This window comes from Streptomyces johnsoniae, from assembly GCF_031845565.1.
Classification (GTDB): Bacteria; Actinomycetota; Actinomycetes; order Streptomycetales; family Streptomycetaceae; genus Streptomyces; species Streptomyces johnsoniae.
Map to the genome: position 1 here is coordinate 233444 of NZ_JAVREV010000007.1, position 13872 is coordinate 247315.

The following is a 13872-nucleotide window of genomic DNA, read 5'->3' on the forward strand; positions in this document are numbered from 1 at the left end:
TTCTACCGAGGGAAAGTGATGGCGGAACACGAGTACGAAGCCAAGTTCCTGGCGATCGATGTGGAGATTCTGCGGGACCAGATCCGCAACGCTGGCGCGAAACAGGTTTTCCCCGAGACCAAGTTCACTCGCCTGATCTTCGAGAACGACGCCGTTCAGGGCGAACAGTGGCTGCGCCTGAGGGATGAGGGCGGGAAAACCACGCTCACGCTGAAGCAGGTCAGCGACGCCACCCACATCGGCGGGACCACGGAGATCGAGATCGAGGTCAGCGACCTGGAGAAGACGGCCGAACTCCTGAAGGCGGTCGGCCTGCGGCAGGTCCGCTATCAGCAGAACTACCGCGAGGAGTGGCAACTCGACGGCATCACCTACGACTTCGACACCTGGCCCGACCTGCCTACCTTCCTCGAAGTCGAGGGGCCGTCCGAAGAAGCTGTCCGAAAGGCCGTCGCGAACCTCGGTCTCGACTACACCGAGGCGCGGTTCGGCAGCATCGATCTGATCTACAAGAGCGAGGCGAACCGCGACATCCTCGCCGAGCCAACGCTGCTCTTCCCGGAGCACTGAGACCGCCTCGGAGCCAGTGAAGACGCTGCCCGCAGTCCATCCGCGGGCAGCATCCGCGCAGCGCCTCGCGCGCGGGCGCGAGGCGCGACCTGACGGCGGTCAAGGGTGCACCCCCATGGCCGATGCCATGGGCGTGCGGGACGCCAAGCGCCGGGGTCAAGGGCCCGAGTTGTGGGTGCGGGCCGAGGTGGGGCGGGTGTTTCTCGTGGGGGGCGTCAGCGGCACGCTGGGCGCGTAATCCTCCGCCGCGGTCGTTACCAGACGTCGCCGTCGCGCCAGTCGCAGACCAGTTCGGCGGTGCGGTCCAGGGGGATGGCCGCGGTCGGGAGGACGTAGACGCCGTCGTCGTCCTCCTCGGTGCGGGCTATGCCCATCGGGGTCAGGGCGAACGTCGGGCCCTGCCACGCGAGCCAGCCGCGGGAGGCGTACATCCGCCGGCCCTCGGCCGACGAGGACAGCGCGCCCAGGTCGTAGGCGTTACGGATCACCCGTTCCAGCGCGGCCATGAGGGCACCGCCGTGCCCGCGTCCGCGGTGGGCGCGGTGGACGGCGACGCCCTCCACGTAGCCGGCGCGCAGGGCGCGGCCCGCGTGCAGCAGGCGGCGTTGCACGACCGAGGCGTGGCCGATCAGGTCGCTGCCCGCCCACAGCAGGGCGTGCACGCCGCCGAGGGCGTGCTCCCAGTCCAGCTCGGTCAGGTCTCCGTCGAACGCCTCGTCGAGCAGAGTCCTGGCCGCGGCCAGCGTCGCCGCGTCCAGGTCGGCGGTATGAACGGTGCGCACCTCGGTCATTCGCGTCTTCCTTTTACGTCATCGGGCCGCTGCCAGCGCGCGGGTGCCGGCGGTGCAGCTCTCCGTCAGGCGCGTCAGCTCGGCGGGCGGCAGCCGTCCCGCGGCGCCGCGCCGGGTGGGGTCGAGGTGGGTGCGGGCCGCGGCCAGCCAGTCGCGCGGCGCGGGCACCCCCAGGAAGGCGGCCAGGCGGGTCAGTTCACCGGCCGGATCGTTCAGCAGGTCCTCGTAGGCCAGCACGGAACGCTGCGCGCCCGGGACCTCGCCGAGGTGGCCGACGCCCTCGATGATCAGCTCCGACCACAGCGTGCCGAAGCGCACCGGCGACACGTCGGTGTGCGCCCGCAGCACCGCCGCCGGGCGCTGCTCCGCACCGGGTGCGTCCCGTATCGCGCGAATCACGCGGTAGCCGACGTGGCGGCTCATCGACAGCGCGCAGTCCGGGCCGTTGCGGTGGAGGTGGACGAACCGGGCGGTGGGGAACGCCGCGTGCAGCCGCGGGACCCAGCGCAGGGAGTAGCCGGAACGCTCCACCACCGCGTCGCCGCCGAACCGGGCCCGCAGCAGGCCGATGAGCGCCAGATGGTGAACGGCCGCGGCGCGGGCCGGCCAGGCGGCGATCTCCGCGGCCAGGTCGCGCAGCACGGCCTCCGGTTCGCCGGTGAGGTGCGGCAGCACCATCAGGCACAGGGCGGGGCTGCCCGGCCGCGGGCGCAGGAACTCGGGCATCGGCACCCCGTCCCTGATCATCGCGTCGAAGGCGGGGTGCGGCTCGGCGAGCAGCCGCAGGAACGTCCGCCCGTCGACCGGGTGGGCGGGCAGGGCCACGTCGGGGTCGCCGAGGGTGGAGAGGTATTCGTTGAGGCTGAGGATGTCCGGGTGCTGGTTCAGGACGCGGGACAGCGCGGTGGAGCCGCTGCGGCCGGTGCCGACGACGAAGGTGAGCGAGGTCATGGTCCGCACGGGCGCAGCGTAGCGGGCTCACAGCCCGCGGGCGTGGGCGCTGAGGGCAGCGTTGCCTATGAGAAACGGCAGTGATGCCGATGGGTAACAGCGCCCGCGCACGCTCGGGGCATGGGTACGACAAGGCGTGTGGTGGTCGTGGGCGGCGGGATGGCCGCCGCGCGGCTCGCGCAGCAGCTCGGCGGCCGCGAGGGCCGGGCCCACGGGAGCTGGGCCGTGACGGTGCTGGGCGAGGAGCCGCACGCGCCCTACAACCGGGTGCTGCTCGCGGACGTGCTGGCCGGCCGGTACGCGCCCGGGGTGCTCGCGCTGCCGCGCCCGGCAGAGGGCGTCGCCTGGCGGACCGGGACGCGGGTGGTGCGGATCGACCGTTCAATGCGGGTGGCCGTCTGCGACGACGGCACGAGCGAGGCGTTCGACGCACTGGTGCTCGCCACCGGCTCGAATCCGGTACTGCCGCCGCTCCAAGGTCTCTTCGCGCCGGGCGGGGCCGGGCTGCCGGCCGGCGTGCACGCGTTCCGGACGCTGACGGACTGCCTCGCGCTCGGCCGGGAGGTGCGCGAGGGTGCGCCCGCGGTGGTGATCGGCGGCGGGCTGCTCGGCGTGTCGGCGGCCCGCGCGCTGGCCGCCCGCGGCGCCCGGGTGGTGCTCGCCCAGCAGGGCGAGCACCTCATGGACCGCCACCTGGACGCGGGCGCGTCCGCGCTGCTGCGCGCGCACCTGGCGGACCTCGGCGTGGAGGTGCACACCGAGTGCCGGGTCCGCGGCGTGCGCGCGGCGGCGCCCGGCGGCCGGGTGACGGCGGTCGAGCTGGCGGACGGCTACCTGCTGGCCGCCGATCTGGTGGTGCTGGCCTGCGGCGTGCGCCCGCGCACGGGCCTGGCGCGCGCGGCGGGCCTGGCGACCGGGCCGCGCGGCGGCATCGCGGTCGACGACGCGCTGCGCACCCGCACCGACCCGGACGTGTACGCGCTCGGCGACTGCGCGGAGCACGACGGCGTGCTGTACGGGCTCGCCGGGGCCGCCCAGGATCAGGCCGACGTACTGGCCCGGGTGCTGGCCGGCGAGCCGGGCGCCGCGTACACCGGCACCCGCGCGCTGGTGCGCCTGACGCTTCCCGGGCAGGAGGCACTCCCAGGACAGGAGGCAGGCCCAGGCCAGGAGGCCGACCCAGGCCAGGAGGCGTCCGCGCCCGCCGGGCCCTGGGCGGGGCCCTGGGACGTGGCCGCGTTCGGGCAGCCGGACCCCGCTCCCGGGGACGACGTCGTCCAGCTGGCCGACGCGACGCGCGGCGCCTACCGGAAGATCGTCGTCCGCGGCGACCGGCTGCGCGGCGGGATTCTCGTCGGCGACCTGGGGAGCGTCGGAACCCTGGCCCGCGCCTGGGAGGGCGACGAGCCGCTGCCCGCCACGCCGCTGCTGCACCTGCTGACCCACGACGGAGGGTACTGACGCATGTCCACGACCACCGAGACCATCGTGCTGATCGGCCACGGCATGGTCGGCCAGCGCTTCCTCGAAGAGCTGGCCGACCGGGGGGTCACGGCCCGCGCCCGCGTCGTCGTGCTGTGCGAGGAGCCGCGGCCCGCGTACGACCGCGTGCACCTGACCTCGTACTTCTCCGGCACCTCGCCCGAGGAACTGTCCATGCTGCCCGCCGGGTTCACCGAACGGCACGGCATCGACCTGTACGTGGACGACGCGGCCGTGGCCGTCGACCGGGCGGCGCGCGTGGTGACGGCGCGTTCGGGGCGGACGTTCCGCTACGACACGCTGGTGCTGGCCACCGGCTCCGCCCCGTTCGTCCCGCCCGTGCCAGGACACGACAGCACCGGCTGTTTCGTGTACCGCACCGTCGAGGACGTGCTGGCCATCGAGGCGTACGCGAAGGACGCGACGACCGGCGTGGTCGTCGGCGGCGGGCTGCTCGGCCTTGAGGCGGCGGGTGCGCTGCGCGGCCTCGGACTCGCCACGCACATCGTCGAGTTCAACCCGCGGCTGATGGCGCTCCAGGTCGACGAGGGCGGCGGAACGGCGCTGCGCCGGACCGTCGAGGACATGGGCCTCGTCGTGCACACCGGCGTCGGCGGGCAGGAGATCACCGCGGGCGACGACGGCGCGGTGACCGGGATGGTCCTCTCGGACGGCTCCGCGGTCGCGGCCGACCTGGTGGTCTTCTCGGCCGGGGTCAGGCCCCGCGACCAGCTGGCGCGCGAGGCGGGCCTGGCGACCGGCGAACGCGGCGGCGTCGTCGTGGACGAACGGTGCCGCACCGAGGACCCGGCCGTCTACGCCATCGGCGAGTGCGCCCGCGCCGCCGACGGCATGGTGTACGGGCTGGTGGCGCCCGGCTACGAGATGGCCGCCGCGGCGGCGGACGCCATCGCCGCGGCCGGCGGCCAGGAGACGGCGGCGTTCCGCGGCGCCGACACGTCCACGAAGCTGAAGCTGCTCGGCGTGGACGTGGCGTCCTTCGGCGACGCGCACGGCCGTTCCGCGGGCTGCCTGGACGTGGTCTACTCCGACTCGCGGTCCGGGGTGTACAAGAAGCTGGTCATCGGGCAGGACGGCACGCTGCTCGGCGGCGTCCTCGTCGGCGACGCCGACGCCTACGGGCTGCTGCGCCCGCTGACCGGCAGCGTGCCGCCCGCGGCGCCGGAACAGCTGGTGCTGCCCGCGGGGCTGGCCCCGCCGACGGCGCTCGGGCCCTCGGCGCTGCCGGACGACGCGGTCGTCTGCAACTGCCACAACGTCGCGAAGGGCGCCATCAGGGCCGCCGTGGCCGAGCAGGGCTGCACAAACGTTCCCGAGGTGAAGCGGTGCACGAAGGCGGGAACGGGCTGCGGCAGCTGCCTGAAGGTGCTCGGCCAGCTCGTGGACGACGAGCTGGCCGCGGGCGGCGTGGCGGTCGACACCGGCCTGTGCGGCTGTTTCGCGCACACCAGGCAGGAGCTGTACGAGATCGTGCTGGCGCTGCGCGTCACCTCCTACCGGCGGCTGCTCGACGAGCACGGGCGGCCGGAGGCGCGCGGCGGCGACGGCTGCGAGACGTGCAAGCCGGCCGTGGCCTCGATCATCGCCTCGCTCGCCCCGGCGATCGGCGCGGACGGCTACGTGCTGGGCGGCGAGCAGGCCGCGCTCCAGGACACGAACGACCATTTCCTCGCCAATCTCCAGCGGAACGGCTCCTACTCGGTCGTGCCGCGCGTGCCGGGCGGCGAGATCAGTCCGGAGAAGCTCATCGTGATCGGCGAGGTCGCCCGCGACTTCGGCCTGTATACGAAGATCACCGGCGGGCAGCGCATCGACCTGTTCGGCGCCCGCGTCGACCAGTTGCCGGCGATCTGGACGCGCCTGGTGGAGGCGGGCTTCGAGTCGGGGCACGCCTACGGCAAGGCGCTGCGGACGGTGAAGTCGTGCGTGGGCTCGACATGGTGCCGCTACGGGGTGCAGGACAGCGTGCGCATGGCGATCGACCTGGAGCTGCGCTACCGCGGCCTGCGGTCCCCGCACAAGCTGAAGTCGGCGGTGTCCGGCTGCGCCCGCGAGTGCGCCGAGGCGATGGGCAAGGACTTCGGGGTGATCGCCACCGCGAACGGCTGGAACCTGTACGTCGGCGGCAACGGCGGCGCCACCCCGCGGCACGCGGACCTGCTCGCGCAGGACCTGTCCGATGCCGGACTCGTGCGGCTGATCGACCGGTTCCTGATGTTCTACATCCGCACGGCCGACCGTCTTGAACGCACCTCGGTGTGGCTGGAGCGGATCGAGGGCGGGCTCGCGCACGTGCGGGACGTGGTGGTGCACGACTCGCTCGGCATCTGCGACGAGCTGGAGACGCTGATGGCCGCCCACGTCGCGAACTACCGCGACGAGTGGGCCGAGACCCTGGGCGACCCGGAGAAGCTGCGGCGCTTCGTGTCCTTCGTGAACGCGCCGGGGGCGCCCGACCCCACCGTCCGGTTCGTCGCGGAACGCGAGCAGGTCAAGCCGGATCTGACGATACTCGCCGGGCCGGTGCTGCCGGTCCGCACCCTGGAAGGGAGCAGCGCGTCATGAATGTGGAGCTGGAAGTGACGGCGGGACAGTGGATCGCGGTGTGCGGCCCGGCGGAGCTGACGCCGGGGCGCGGGGTGGCCGTGCTCCTGCCGGACGGCGGGCAGGCGGCGGTGTTCGCGGACCGCGGCGGCCGGACGTACGCGATCGGCAACCGCGACCCGTTCACCGGCGCCTATGTCCTCTCCCGCGGCCTCGTCGGCTCGACGGGCAACGGGGGCAGCCCGTTCGTCGCCTCGCCGCTGCTGAAGCAGCGGTTCGACCTGGCCACCGGGGCCTGCCTGGACGACCCGGACCCGGGCCGTTCGGTGCCGGTCTACGCCACCCGCCGGGGCCAGGCGATGTCCGAGGCGTGACCCCGTCGGGTCGCCGCCGCCTCGCCGACTGCGACAAAAGGCGCGAGAGTGGACAGAGGCCGCACGGGAGCACGGGAGCACGGGAGCACGGGAGCACGGGAGCACGGGAGGCAGCGGACGCCATGACTCGCCCCATCACCGCCGGAGTGGACGGATCGCCGCAGAGCCTGGCCGCCGTGGACTGGGCGGCCCGGGAGGCGGCACACCGCGGGCTGCCGCTGCACCTGGTGCACGCCTGGCTCACCGAGCCGCTCTACGTGCCGCCCGCCCCGGACGAGGAGGCGGCCCGCGCCCTGCTCGAACGGACCGCGGCCGGGATCGCGGCGGCGCACCCGGACGTGTCCCTGACCACGGAACTGATCCCCCAGGCGGCCTCGCCGGGACTGATCGACAAGGCGGCGGAGGCCGAGCTGACGGTCCTCGGCTCCCGCGGGCACGGGCCGGTCGTCGGCTTCCTGCTCGGCTCGGTGGGCCTGCCGGTGATCGCCCATACCGAACGCCCCGTGGTGCTGGTGCGTTCGGACCCGCAGGAACGGGAGGGGAACGAAGCGGAGGACGAGGCGGGGGACGAGGCGGGGGACGAGGTCGTCGTCGCCGTCAAGGACGCGGGACCGGCCGCGCTGCCGCTGCTCGACTTCGCGTTCACCACGGCCGCGGCGCGCGGCTCGGGCGTGCGCGCCGTGCGCGCCTGGGGCACGCCGTCACTGTTCGGCGCCGACGTGCCGGACAGCCTGGAGGAGAACGCCGGTGCGGCCAAGGACCTGGAGAGCGCCGAGGACGACGTGCTCTCCGGCGTGCTCGCGCCGTGGCGGCAGCGGTTCCCCGGCGTGCCGGTGACCGAGCACCTGCGCTTCGGCAACGCGGCCGAAGTGCTGCTCTCGGCGGCCGCGTTCCGGGCCGGGCTCGTCGTCGTGGGCCGCCGCCTGCGCCGCCCGCTGCTCGGCACCCGCATCGGCCCGGTCGCGCACGCCGCCCTGCACCACGCCCGCGCGCCAGTCGCGGTCGTCCCGTACCGGGACGAGGAGCCGCCCGGCCCGGAGGGTCACGAACCCGGCTGATGCGGCTCGTGGGGCAGCGGCAGCAGCCGCTCCTCGCCCGGGGCGATGTCCACGCTGTCCTCCGCCAGCACGACACGCACCGACGTCTCCTCCCCGCGCGGCACGCCGATCCACAGCTGGCCCGGCTTCATCCGCACCCGCACCGCGACCCCGCGGTGGCGCACCGAGAAGCCGAACGCCGAGAGTTCGGGCACCGGCGCCGGGTCGAGCCACAGCGCGCCCTCCCGCGTCTGGAGTCCCGCGAGCCCGCGCTGCACCAGGTCGAGCGTGCCCGCCATGGCCCCCAGGTGGATGCCCTCCGCGGTCGTTCCGCCCTGGAGGTCCGACACATCGCTGGCCAGCGCCTCCTTCAGGTGCGTCCACGCCTCGCCGTGCCGCACGCGGGCCAGCACCCAGGCGTGCACGACGCCGCTGAGCGTCGAACCGTGGCTGGTGCGCGCCAGGTAGTAGTCGACGGTGCGGCGCCACGCCGCGTCGTCCACCTCGTAGCCGAGCCGGGCGAACAGCTCCGCCAGTTCGCCGGGCGAGAAGAGGTAGCCGAGCATCAGCACGTCCGCCTGCTTGGACGCCTGGTAGCGGTTGACCGTGTCGCCCTCGGCCTCAAGCAACCGGTCCAGGCGCCTGATGTCCCCGTACCGCTGCCGGTAGCCCTCCCAGTCCAGCTCGCGCAGCTCGCCGTAGCCGTCGAACTGGCTGATGACGCCCCGGTGGAACGGCACCAGGAGCCGCCGCGAGACGTCGTCCCACCGGTCAAGTTCCGCAGGCTCCAGGCGGATGCGCGCGAACAGTTCGCGCCGGCGTGACGCGGGCAGTGTGTGCGCCAGGTCGAGCGCCCGCGCGAGCACCCAGGCCGCCGTGACATTGGTGTACGCGTTGTCGTCGAGCCCCGGTTCCGGCGCGTCCGGATAGCCCTCGTGGTACTCGTCCGGGCCCACGACCCGGCGGATGCGGTAGCGCTCGCGCGCGCCGTCGTACGCCGCGCACGCCGCCCAGAACCGGGCGATCTGGAACATCATCTCCGCGCCCCTGGTGTGCGTGAACTCGGTGTCGCCGGTGGCCTGCCCGTACCGCCACACGTTGTACGCCACCGCCGAGCCGACGTGGTGCTGGAGCCGCGAATTGTCCGGGAGCCAGCGGCCGGAACGCGGGTTCAGGTGCACCTCCGGCGTCTCCTCGCGCCCGTCGCTGCCGCTCTGCCACGGGTACATCGCGCCCTCCCGGCCGGCGTCGCGCGCCGCCCGGCACGCCGCGGGCAGCCGCCGGTAGCGGTAGGTCATCAGCGATCTCGACAGCTCGGGGAAGTGCAGGTTGAGGTAGGGCAGTACGAACAGCTCGTCCCAGAAGACGTGCCCCCGGTACGCCTCCCCGTGCAGGCCGCGCGCCGGAACGCCGACGTCCAGGTCGGCGGTGTGCTCGGGCGACAGCGTCTGGAGCAGGTGGAAGAGGTGCAGCCGCAGGATGTGCCCCGACTCCCCCGGCACTTCGAGATCGGCCCGCCGCCACAGCCGTTCCCACGCCGCGGTGTGCGTGTCCAGCAGGCCCGCGAAGTCCGGTGCCCGCCGCAGCCGTTCCACCGCCGCGCCGAGCGGGCTGCTGATCGCCGCGTCCTTCGAGGTGTGCAGCGCGACCGTCTTCTCCACCGTGACCGGCCGCCCTGGGCCGATCGGCAGCCGCAGCCGCTGCTCGGCGCGGGAGTCCGTCAGCCGCGTCCGCACCTCAGGCGCCGGGCCGTCCGCGTCCGCGTCCGCGCCGGCATCCGCGCCGGCGCGCGTCCTGGCCGCCATCACCACCCGCACGTCCGACGCGCGGGTGCGGCAGCGCAGCCACACGATGTCCGGCTCCTCGTCACCGGTGCTCATGTGCGTCAGGTGGCTCGATGCGAGGTCCCGGTAACGGGCGACGCCCGTGTTCCGTGCCGCCGTGCCGTCCAGCGCGGAGTCCACCTCGATCGTGCCCGACCAGTCCTCGGCGGTGAACGTCGTCCGCAGCGCCGCGAGGTGCGGGTCCGCCATGTGCACGAGACGGGACTGCTCCACGCCCAGGTGCCGCCCGTGCGGGTCGCGGAACCGCACGGACCTGCTCAGCGTGCCGCGCCGCAGGTCCAGCGTCTGCCGGTAGCGCAGCAGCCCGGCCGGATCGTCGTCCGGCGTGAACCACGTGCCGTCCGGACCCTCGTCCGGGTGCGGCCGGAAGCGGAACGCCGGCCAGTTCGGCAGGTTCACCACGTCCTCGTGCTCAAGATCGCGCCCGGCCAGCGTCGTCGTCAGCCGGTTGTACACGCCCGCCGCGTACGTGCCGGGGTAGTGCGCCGGGCCCGCGACCGTCTCGGGCGCCGCGCCGCGCGTCGCGAAATACCCGTTCCCCAGCGTGCACAGCGCCTCGCGCAGCCGTTCCGTGCGCGGGTCGTACCCCTCGTACTCCCACGTCCACTCCGCCACCCGCACCTCACCTCCCGGGGCCGAGCAGTTCGGCCAGATCGTTCACGACGAGGTCCGCCCCGTTCCGCAGCAGGTCGCCCGCGCCGGTCGGCGCCGCCGACCGGTCCACGCCCACCACCACGCCGAAGCCGCCCCGCCGCCCCGCCTCGACGCCGGCCAGCGCGTCCTCCACGACCGCGGCGGAGGCGGCCGGAACGGACAGCCGCCGCGCCGCCTCAAGGAACAGCGCCGGGTCCGGCTTGCCCGGCAGGCCGAGCCGCGCCACGTCGTTGCCGTCCACGACCGTCAGCAGCAGCGACCGCACTCCGGCGCGCGCCAGCAGATCGCGGGCGTGCCGCGAGGCGGACACCGCGGCGCAGCGCACCCCGGCGCCGTGCAGCGCCGTCAGCAGCCGCACGGTGCCGGGGTAGACCTCGGCGCCGCCCTCGTTCAGCATCCGGACGAAGATCCGCTCCTTGCGCGCCGCGACGGCGCACACGCTCCCGGTGCCCGGCTCGTCGTCCGGATCGCCGACCGGCAGCCCGAGGCCCCGCGCGTCGAGGAAGGCGGCGGCGCCGTCCAGGCGCGACTTCCCGTCCACGAAGCGCCGGTAGTCCTCCCCCGCGTCGAACGGCGGCTCCACCCCCGGCACCGCGTCGAACGCCTCCTTCCACGCGGCGGCGTGCAGGCGGGCCGAGTCGGTGATCACCCCGTCGGTGTCGAACACCACCGCGCGGCACGTCCACAACTGCGGGACCGTCGTCATCACTCCATGGGAACCCGCGCCCGCCGCCCCCGCAATTCGCCGGAGCCACCGGACCGGTCGCAGAGGGCTGGCGCGCCGCGCGGCACCACGCCACGAAGCCGCGGGCGGCGGAGTACGGCGAGGCGGAGCCGCGGGACTGGCAGGAGCCGCTCGATCCGCCGCCCGGCGGAGGACACGTTCCGCACGCGGCCGTGAGGGTGGACGGGCACACCCCGGCGGTGACGCTCCGGGCGGGGTGGTTCCCGTCCGGCCGTGTCCACGGCGGAACGGAGGTGCCCCTGTCCCGGGACGCGCTGGACGAGATCTTGTCGGAACGGCGCCCGCACGGTCCGTGGCGGCACCGCGAGGCAAGCCCGGTGATCGCCAGGGACCCGCGGGCCGGTGTCCGTTCGGTACCGCGATGACGGCAGGTGGGGAACACCGAGTCTCCCGCTCATTCCCCCCAGGAACCGACCTCGATCTCCAGAACCAACTCGCCGTCCCGCATCTCGGTCTTGGCGCTGAGGATGGTCGGTTCTGGGTAACCGTCCTCGCGGTCGACGCCCCAGATGCATCCGATTTCCTTGCTCATGCAGTCGGGGTCCGCGGTAGGAACCCCGGCCGATCGGATACCCGGCCCCGCCTCCAGCCACGAGGCCATATCCGCCCATTGCGCGGAGCTCGGCTCGCCATCGACAGGTCCGCCCACGTAGACGACTCGCGCCCGTTCGCCGTGGACACGGGATTTGGAGTCCACGGTGAAGGAAACCGGATGCCCCATCGCCTCGGCTACCTCAAGGTTCTTCTCGTAGTTCCCGGTATCCGAGGCCAGTATCGAGAACGTCACAGCGGCCAGCACGACCGCGGTGATCAGCGCGCCCCAACGGAATATTCGTCGGCGGCGGACCGCGGCGGGCGTTCCCGCAGCGGCCCCAGGCCGGGGCTCCGGACCTGCGGGTGGCGTGGCGGGCGGCTGCGCGGGGGCGGTGGGCCAATAGGCCGGGTTTCCGGGCAGCGCCCCGGGAGTCGGCGGTGCGTCGGCCACCTGGTCCAACTGGGCCTGCAGTTGCTGCATGGTCAGGCGCCCGGCCGGTTCCTTGCGGAGCAGGCCCTCCAGCGTGGAAGTGAGGGGCCCGGCCCGCACGGCAGGGGCGGGCGCCTCTGTCACGACGGCGACCAGCACGGCGCTCGGGGCCGACCCAGCGAAGGGCGGATGCCCTTCCACGGCGGTATAGAGCGTGGCCCCCAGTGACCAGAGGTCGGACGCGGCGGTGGCCGGATGGCCCCGCACCTGCTCCGGCGCCATGAAGGCGGGCGTACCCATGATCAAGCCGGTGGCCGTGAGGGTGGCGTCGCCTTCCAAAGCCGCGATCCCGAAGTCGGTCAGGACGGCCCGGCCGTCCTCAAGGAGGATGTTGGCGGGTTTGATGTCCCGATGGGTGATCCCCGTCCGGTGCGCGGCGCTCAGCGCGGCGGCCACCTGCCGCCCGATGTCGGCGACGCGCTGCGGGGACAGAGGGCCCTGCTGGCGCAACAGGTCTTCCAGTGACCCTCCGGTCACCAACTCCATGACGATCCACGGCCGCCCGTCCGCGCCGGTGATCCGGTCGTGGACAGTCACGATGCCCGGGTGCTTCAGCCGCGCGGCCGCCCGCGCCTCGCGATCGAGCCGGGCCATCCAGTTGGCCCGCTCCTCGGCGTTCAGATGCTCGGGCAGGCGCAACTCCTTCACGGCCACGTCCCGCCCCAGCTGCTGGTCGTAGGCACGCCAGACCGCACCCATCCCGCCTTGGCCGAGCAGGCTGGTCAACTGGTACCTGTCCGCGAGGAGCTGTCCCTGATCGTCGTCCACAGACGGAATATAGCCGGGCCGACCTCGCGGGGCGGGGCCGCTCCCGAACCGAGGGCATTCCGGTCGGCTGTGCGGCCTGCCGGGCGCCAGGCGGGCTTCCGGGCAGGACGCGAAGTCCGTGCCCGGAGTTCCCCGGCCCGGCCCGGGCCCGGCGCCACGCCACGCCACGCCACGCCACAGGAGAGCACGGTCGCCCGCGTGCGCCCGGCCCGCGCCGCGGGGCGCCGCCCCGGGGCGGGTGTCCTCGGCCGGCGTGGCCCTACTCGAGGTGAACTCGGCGGCCGGTCACGCGTTCCGGGTGCAGCCGCACCCACAGCTCGGACGCGTCCCGCTCCTCCTCTCCCGGCCGGACGCCCGTGCGCCCGGCCAGGGCGGCGACCTCCGCCGGGTCCGTGATCTGCCGGGGCCTGCCGACGACGAGCACGCTCCAGCCGACGCCGCGCAGCTCGTCGAGGTGGTCGACCTCGAACGCGGTCTCCGCCGCCTCGCGCACGCACGAGACGCCCGAGCCGTTCGCCTTGACGCGGAAGACGATCGCGCCGTCGACCAGGCTGTAGGTCACCGGCACGATCGCCGGCCCGCTCGCCGTGTCCAGGGCGATGCGGCCCACATTGTGCTCCGCGACCAGTTGGTAGCACGCGTCGGTGTCCAGCTCGATCAGCCTGCCGTGCGGGGCGGCGTGCTGCCCCGCGGGCTGCGGCTCGGCGCCGCTCAGCTCGGACACGGTCGTGTCCAGCGCCCTGGCCACTCTGGTCAGCGACGCCTGGCTCGGCGAGGCGGGCCGCTCCTCCAGGTAGCGCAGGTATTGCGGCGCGACGCCCGCCCGGTCGGCCACGTCCTCGCGGCTGAGCCCAAGCTGCTCGCGGCGCAGCGCGACGCGCCGCCCGATGTCACTGCGATGATTACGCGTCTCATCGCTCACCGGCATCACCTCCGACCCAACCCCCAGGATGGCCGGACCGGGCTCAGCCCGCTCGTCGGGCAGCGTGGCGCGCACGCCCACAGGCGGAACGGGTAGCCGAAACGGGGATGCCGCAGGGTGCCGAGCTCGCGGGCCCGGACGCCGA

General features: G+C 74.0%; 12 protein-coding genes. 6 read left to right on the forward strand and 6 right to left on the reverse strand.

Going from position 1 to position 13872, the window contains the following annotated elements:
* The first annotated feature begins 18 nt into the window (after nucleotides 1–18).
* Both RM779_RS15125 and RM779_RS15130 read left to right on the forward strand, forming a co-directional pair.
* Nucleotides 19–570: a class IV adenylate cyclase gene (locus RM779_RS15125; protein ID WP_311618213.1), complete on the forward strand. Its 552-nt coding sequence runs from the start codon at nucleotides 19–21 to the stop codon at nucleotides 568–570.
* Between the two features lie 115 nt (nucleotides 571–685).
* A complete protein-coding gene (locus RM779_RS15130; protein WP_311618214.1) occupies nucleotides 686–808 on the forward strand; it encodes a hypothetical protein in 123 nt (40 codons plus the stop codon).
* A 16-nt stretch (nucleotides 809–824) separates the two neighbouring features.
* On the opposite strand, the gene RM779_RS15135 is transcribed toward RM779_RS15130, so the two are convergent.
* Complete coding sequence (locus tag RM779_RS15135) at nucleotides 825–1361, reverse strand: GNAT family N-acetyltransferase (RefSeq protein ID WP_311618215.1); 537 nt, start codon at nucleotides 1359–1361, stop codon at nucleotides 825–827.
* Between the two features lie 18 nt (nucleotides 1362–1379).
* Nucleotides 1380–2312 (reverse strand): sulfotransferase family protein, encoded by a 933-nt coding sequence (locus tag RM779_RS15140; RefSeq protein ID WP_311618347.1) that lies wholly within the window; start codon nucleotides 2310–2312, stop codon nucleotides 1380–1382.
* Between the two features lie 120 nt (nucleotides 2313–2432).
* On the opposite strand from RM779_RS15140, the gene RM779_RS15145 reads away from it, so the two are divergent.
* From RM779_RS15145 to RM779_RS15160, 4 genes are all read left to right on the forward strand, one after another.
* Nucleotides 2433–3773 carry an NAD(P)/FAD-dependent oxidoreductase gene (locus tag RM779_RS15145; protein WP_311618216.1) on the forward strand — a complete coding sequence of 447 codons (1341 nt, stop codon included), beginning with the start codon at nucleotides 2433–2435 and terminating at the stop codon, nucleotides 3771–3773.
* A gap of 3 nt (nucleotides 3774–3776) precedes the next feature.
* Nucleotides 3777–6380 (forward strand): nitrite reductase large subunit NirB, encoded by a 2604-nt coding sequence (gene nirB / locus RM779_RS15150; protein WP_311618217.1) that lies wholly within the window; start codon nucleotides 3777–3779, stop codon nucleotides 6378–6380.
* Complete coding sequence (locus RM779_RS15155; RefSeq protein WP_311618218.1) at nucleotides 6377–6733, forward strand: nitrite reductase (NAD(P)H) small subunit; 357 nt, start codon at nucleotides 6377–6379, stop codon at nucleotides 6731–6733. The genes nirB and RM779_RS15155 overlap by 4 nt, the downstream gene beginning before the upstream one ends.
* Nucleotides 6734–6855: 122 nt before the next feature.
* Nucleotides 6856–7791, forward strand: coding sequence for a universal stress protein (locus RM779_RS15160; protein ID WP_311618219.1), 936 nt, complete (start codon nucleotides 6856–6858; stop codon nucleotides 7789–7791).
* Here RM779_RS15160 and RM779_RS15165 read toward each other — a convergent pair.
* The 4 genes from RM779_RS15165 to RM779_RS15180 form a co-directional block, all read right to left on the reverse strand.
* Nucleotides 7776–10229 carry a glycoside hydrolase family 65 protein gene (locus RM779_RS15165; RefSeq protein WP_311618220.1) on the reverse strand — a complete coding sequence of 818 codons (2454 nt, stop codon included), beginning with the start codon at nucleotides 10227–10229 and terminating at the stop codon, nucleotides 7776–7778. The two genes, RM779_RS15160 and RM779_RS15165, sit on opposite strands and share 16 nt — an antisense overlap.
* Before the next feature lie 7 nt (nucleotides 10230–10236).
* Complete coding sequence (locus RM779_RS15170; RefSeq protein WP_311618221.1) at nucleotides 10237–10974, reverse strand: HAD family hydrolase; 738 nt, start codon at nucleotides 10972–10974, stop codon at nucleotides 10237–10239.
* Between the two features lie 433 nt (nucleotides 10975–11407).
* Nucleotides 11408–12805 carry a serine/threonine-protein kinase gene (locus RM779_RS15175; RefSeq protein WP_311618222.1) on the reverse strand — a complete coding sequence of 466 codons (1398 nt, stop codon included), beginning with the start codon at nucleotides 12803–12805 and terminating at the stop codon, nucleotides 11408–11410.
* 259 nt (nucleotides 12806–13064) lie between these two features.
* Complete coding sequence (locus tag RM779_RS15180) at nucleotides 13065–13727, reverse strand: helix-turn-helix domain-containing protein (protein ID WP_311618223.1); 663 nt, start codon at nucleotides 13725–13727, stop codon at nucleotides 13065–13067.
* Nucleotides 13728–13872: the final 145 nt, after the last annotated feature.

Coding starts and splice junctions, on each gene's coding strand:
- RM779_RS15125 (WP_311618213.1), top strand. CDS start 19: ATGGCGGAACACGAGTACGAAGCCAAGTTCCTGGCGATCGATGTGGAG.
- RM779_RS15130 (WP_311618214.1), top strand. CDS start 686: ATGGCCGATGCCATGGGCGTGCGGGACGCCAAGCGCCGGGGTCAAGGG.
- RM779_RS15135 (WP_311618215.1), bottom strand. CDS start 1,361: ATGACCGAGGTGCGCACCGTTCATACCGCCGACCTGGACGCGGCGACG.
- RM779_RS15140 (WP_311618347.1), bottom strand. CDS start 2,312: ATGACCTCGCTCACCTTCGTCGTCGGCACCGGCCGCAGCGGCTCCACC.
- RM779_RS15145 (WP_311618216.1), top strand. CDS start 2,433: ATGGGTACGACAAGGCGTGTGGTGGTCGTGGGCGGCGGGATGGCCGCC.
- nirB (WP_311618217.1), top strand. CDS start 3,777: ATGTCCACGACCACCGAGACCATCGTGCTGATCGGCCACGGCATGGTC.
- RM779_RS15155 (WP_311618218.1), top strand. CDS start 6,377: ATGAATGTGGAGCTGGAAGTGACGGCGGGACAGTGGATCGCGGTGTGC.
- RM779_RS15160 (WP_311618219.1), top strand. CDS start 6,856: ATGACTCGCCCCATCACCGCCGGAGTGGACGGATCGCCGCAGAGCCTG.
- RM779_RS15170 (WP_311618221.1), bottom strand. CDS start 10,974: ATGACGACGGTCCCGCAGTTGTGGACGTGCCGCGCGGTGGTGTTCGAC.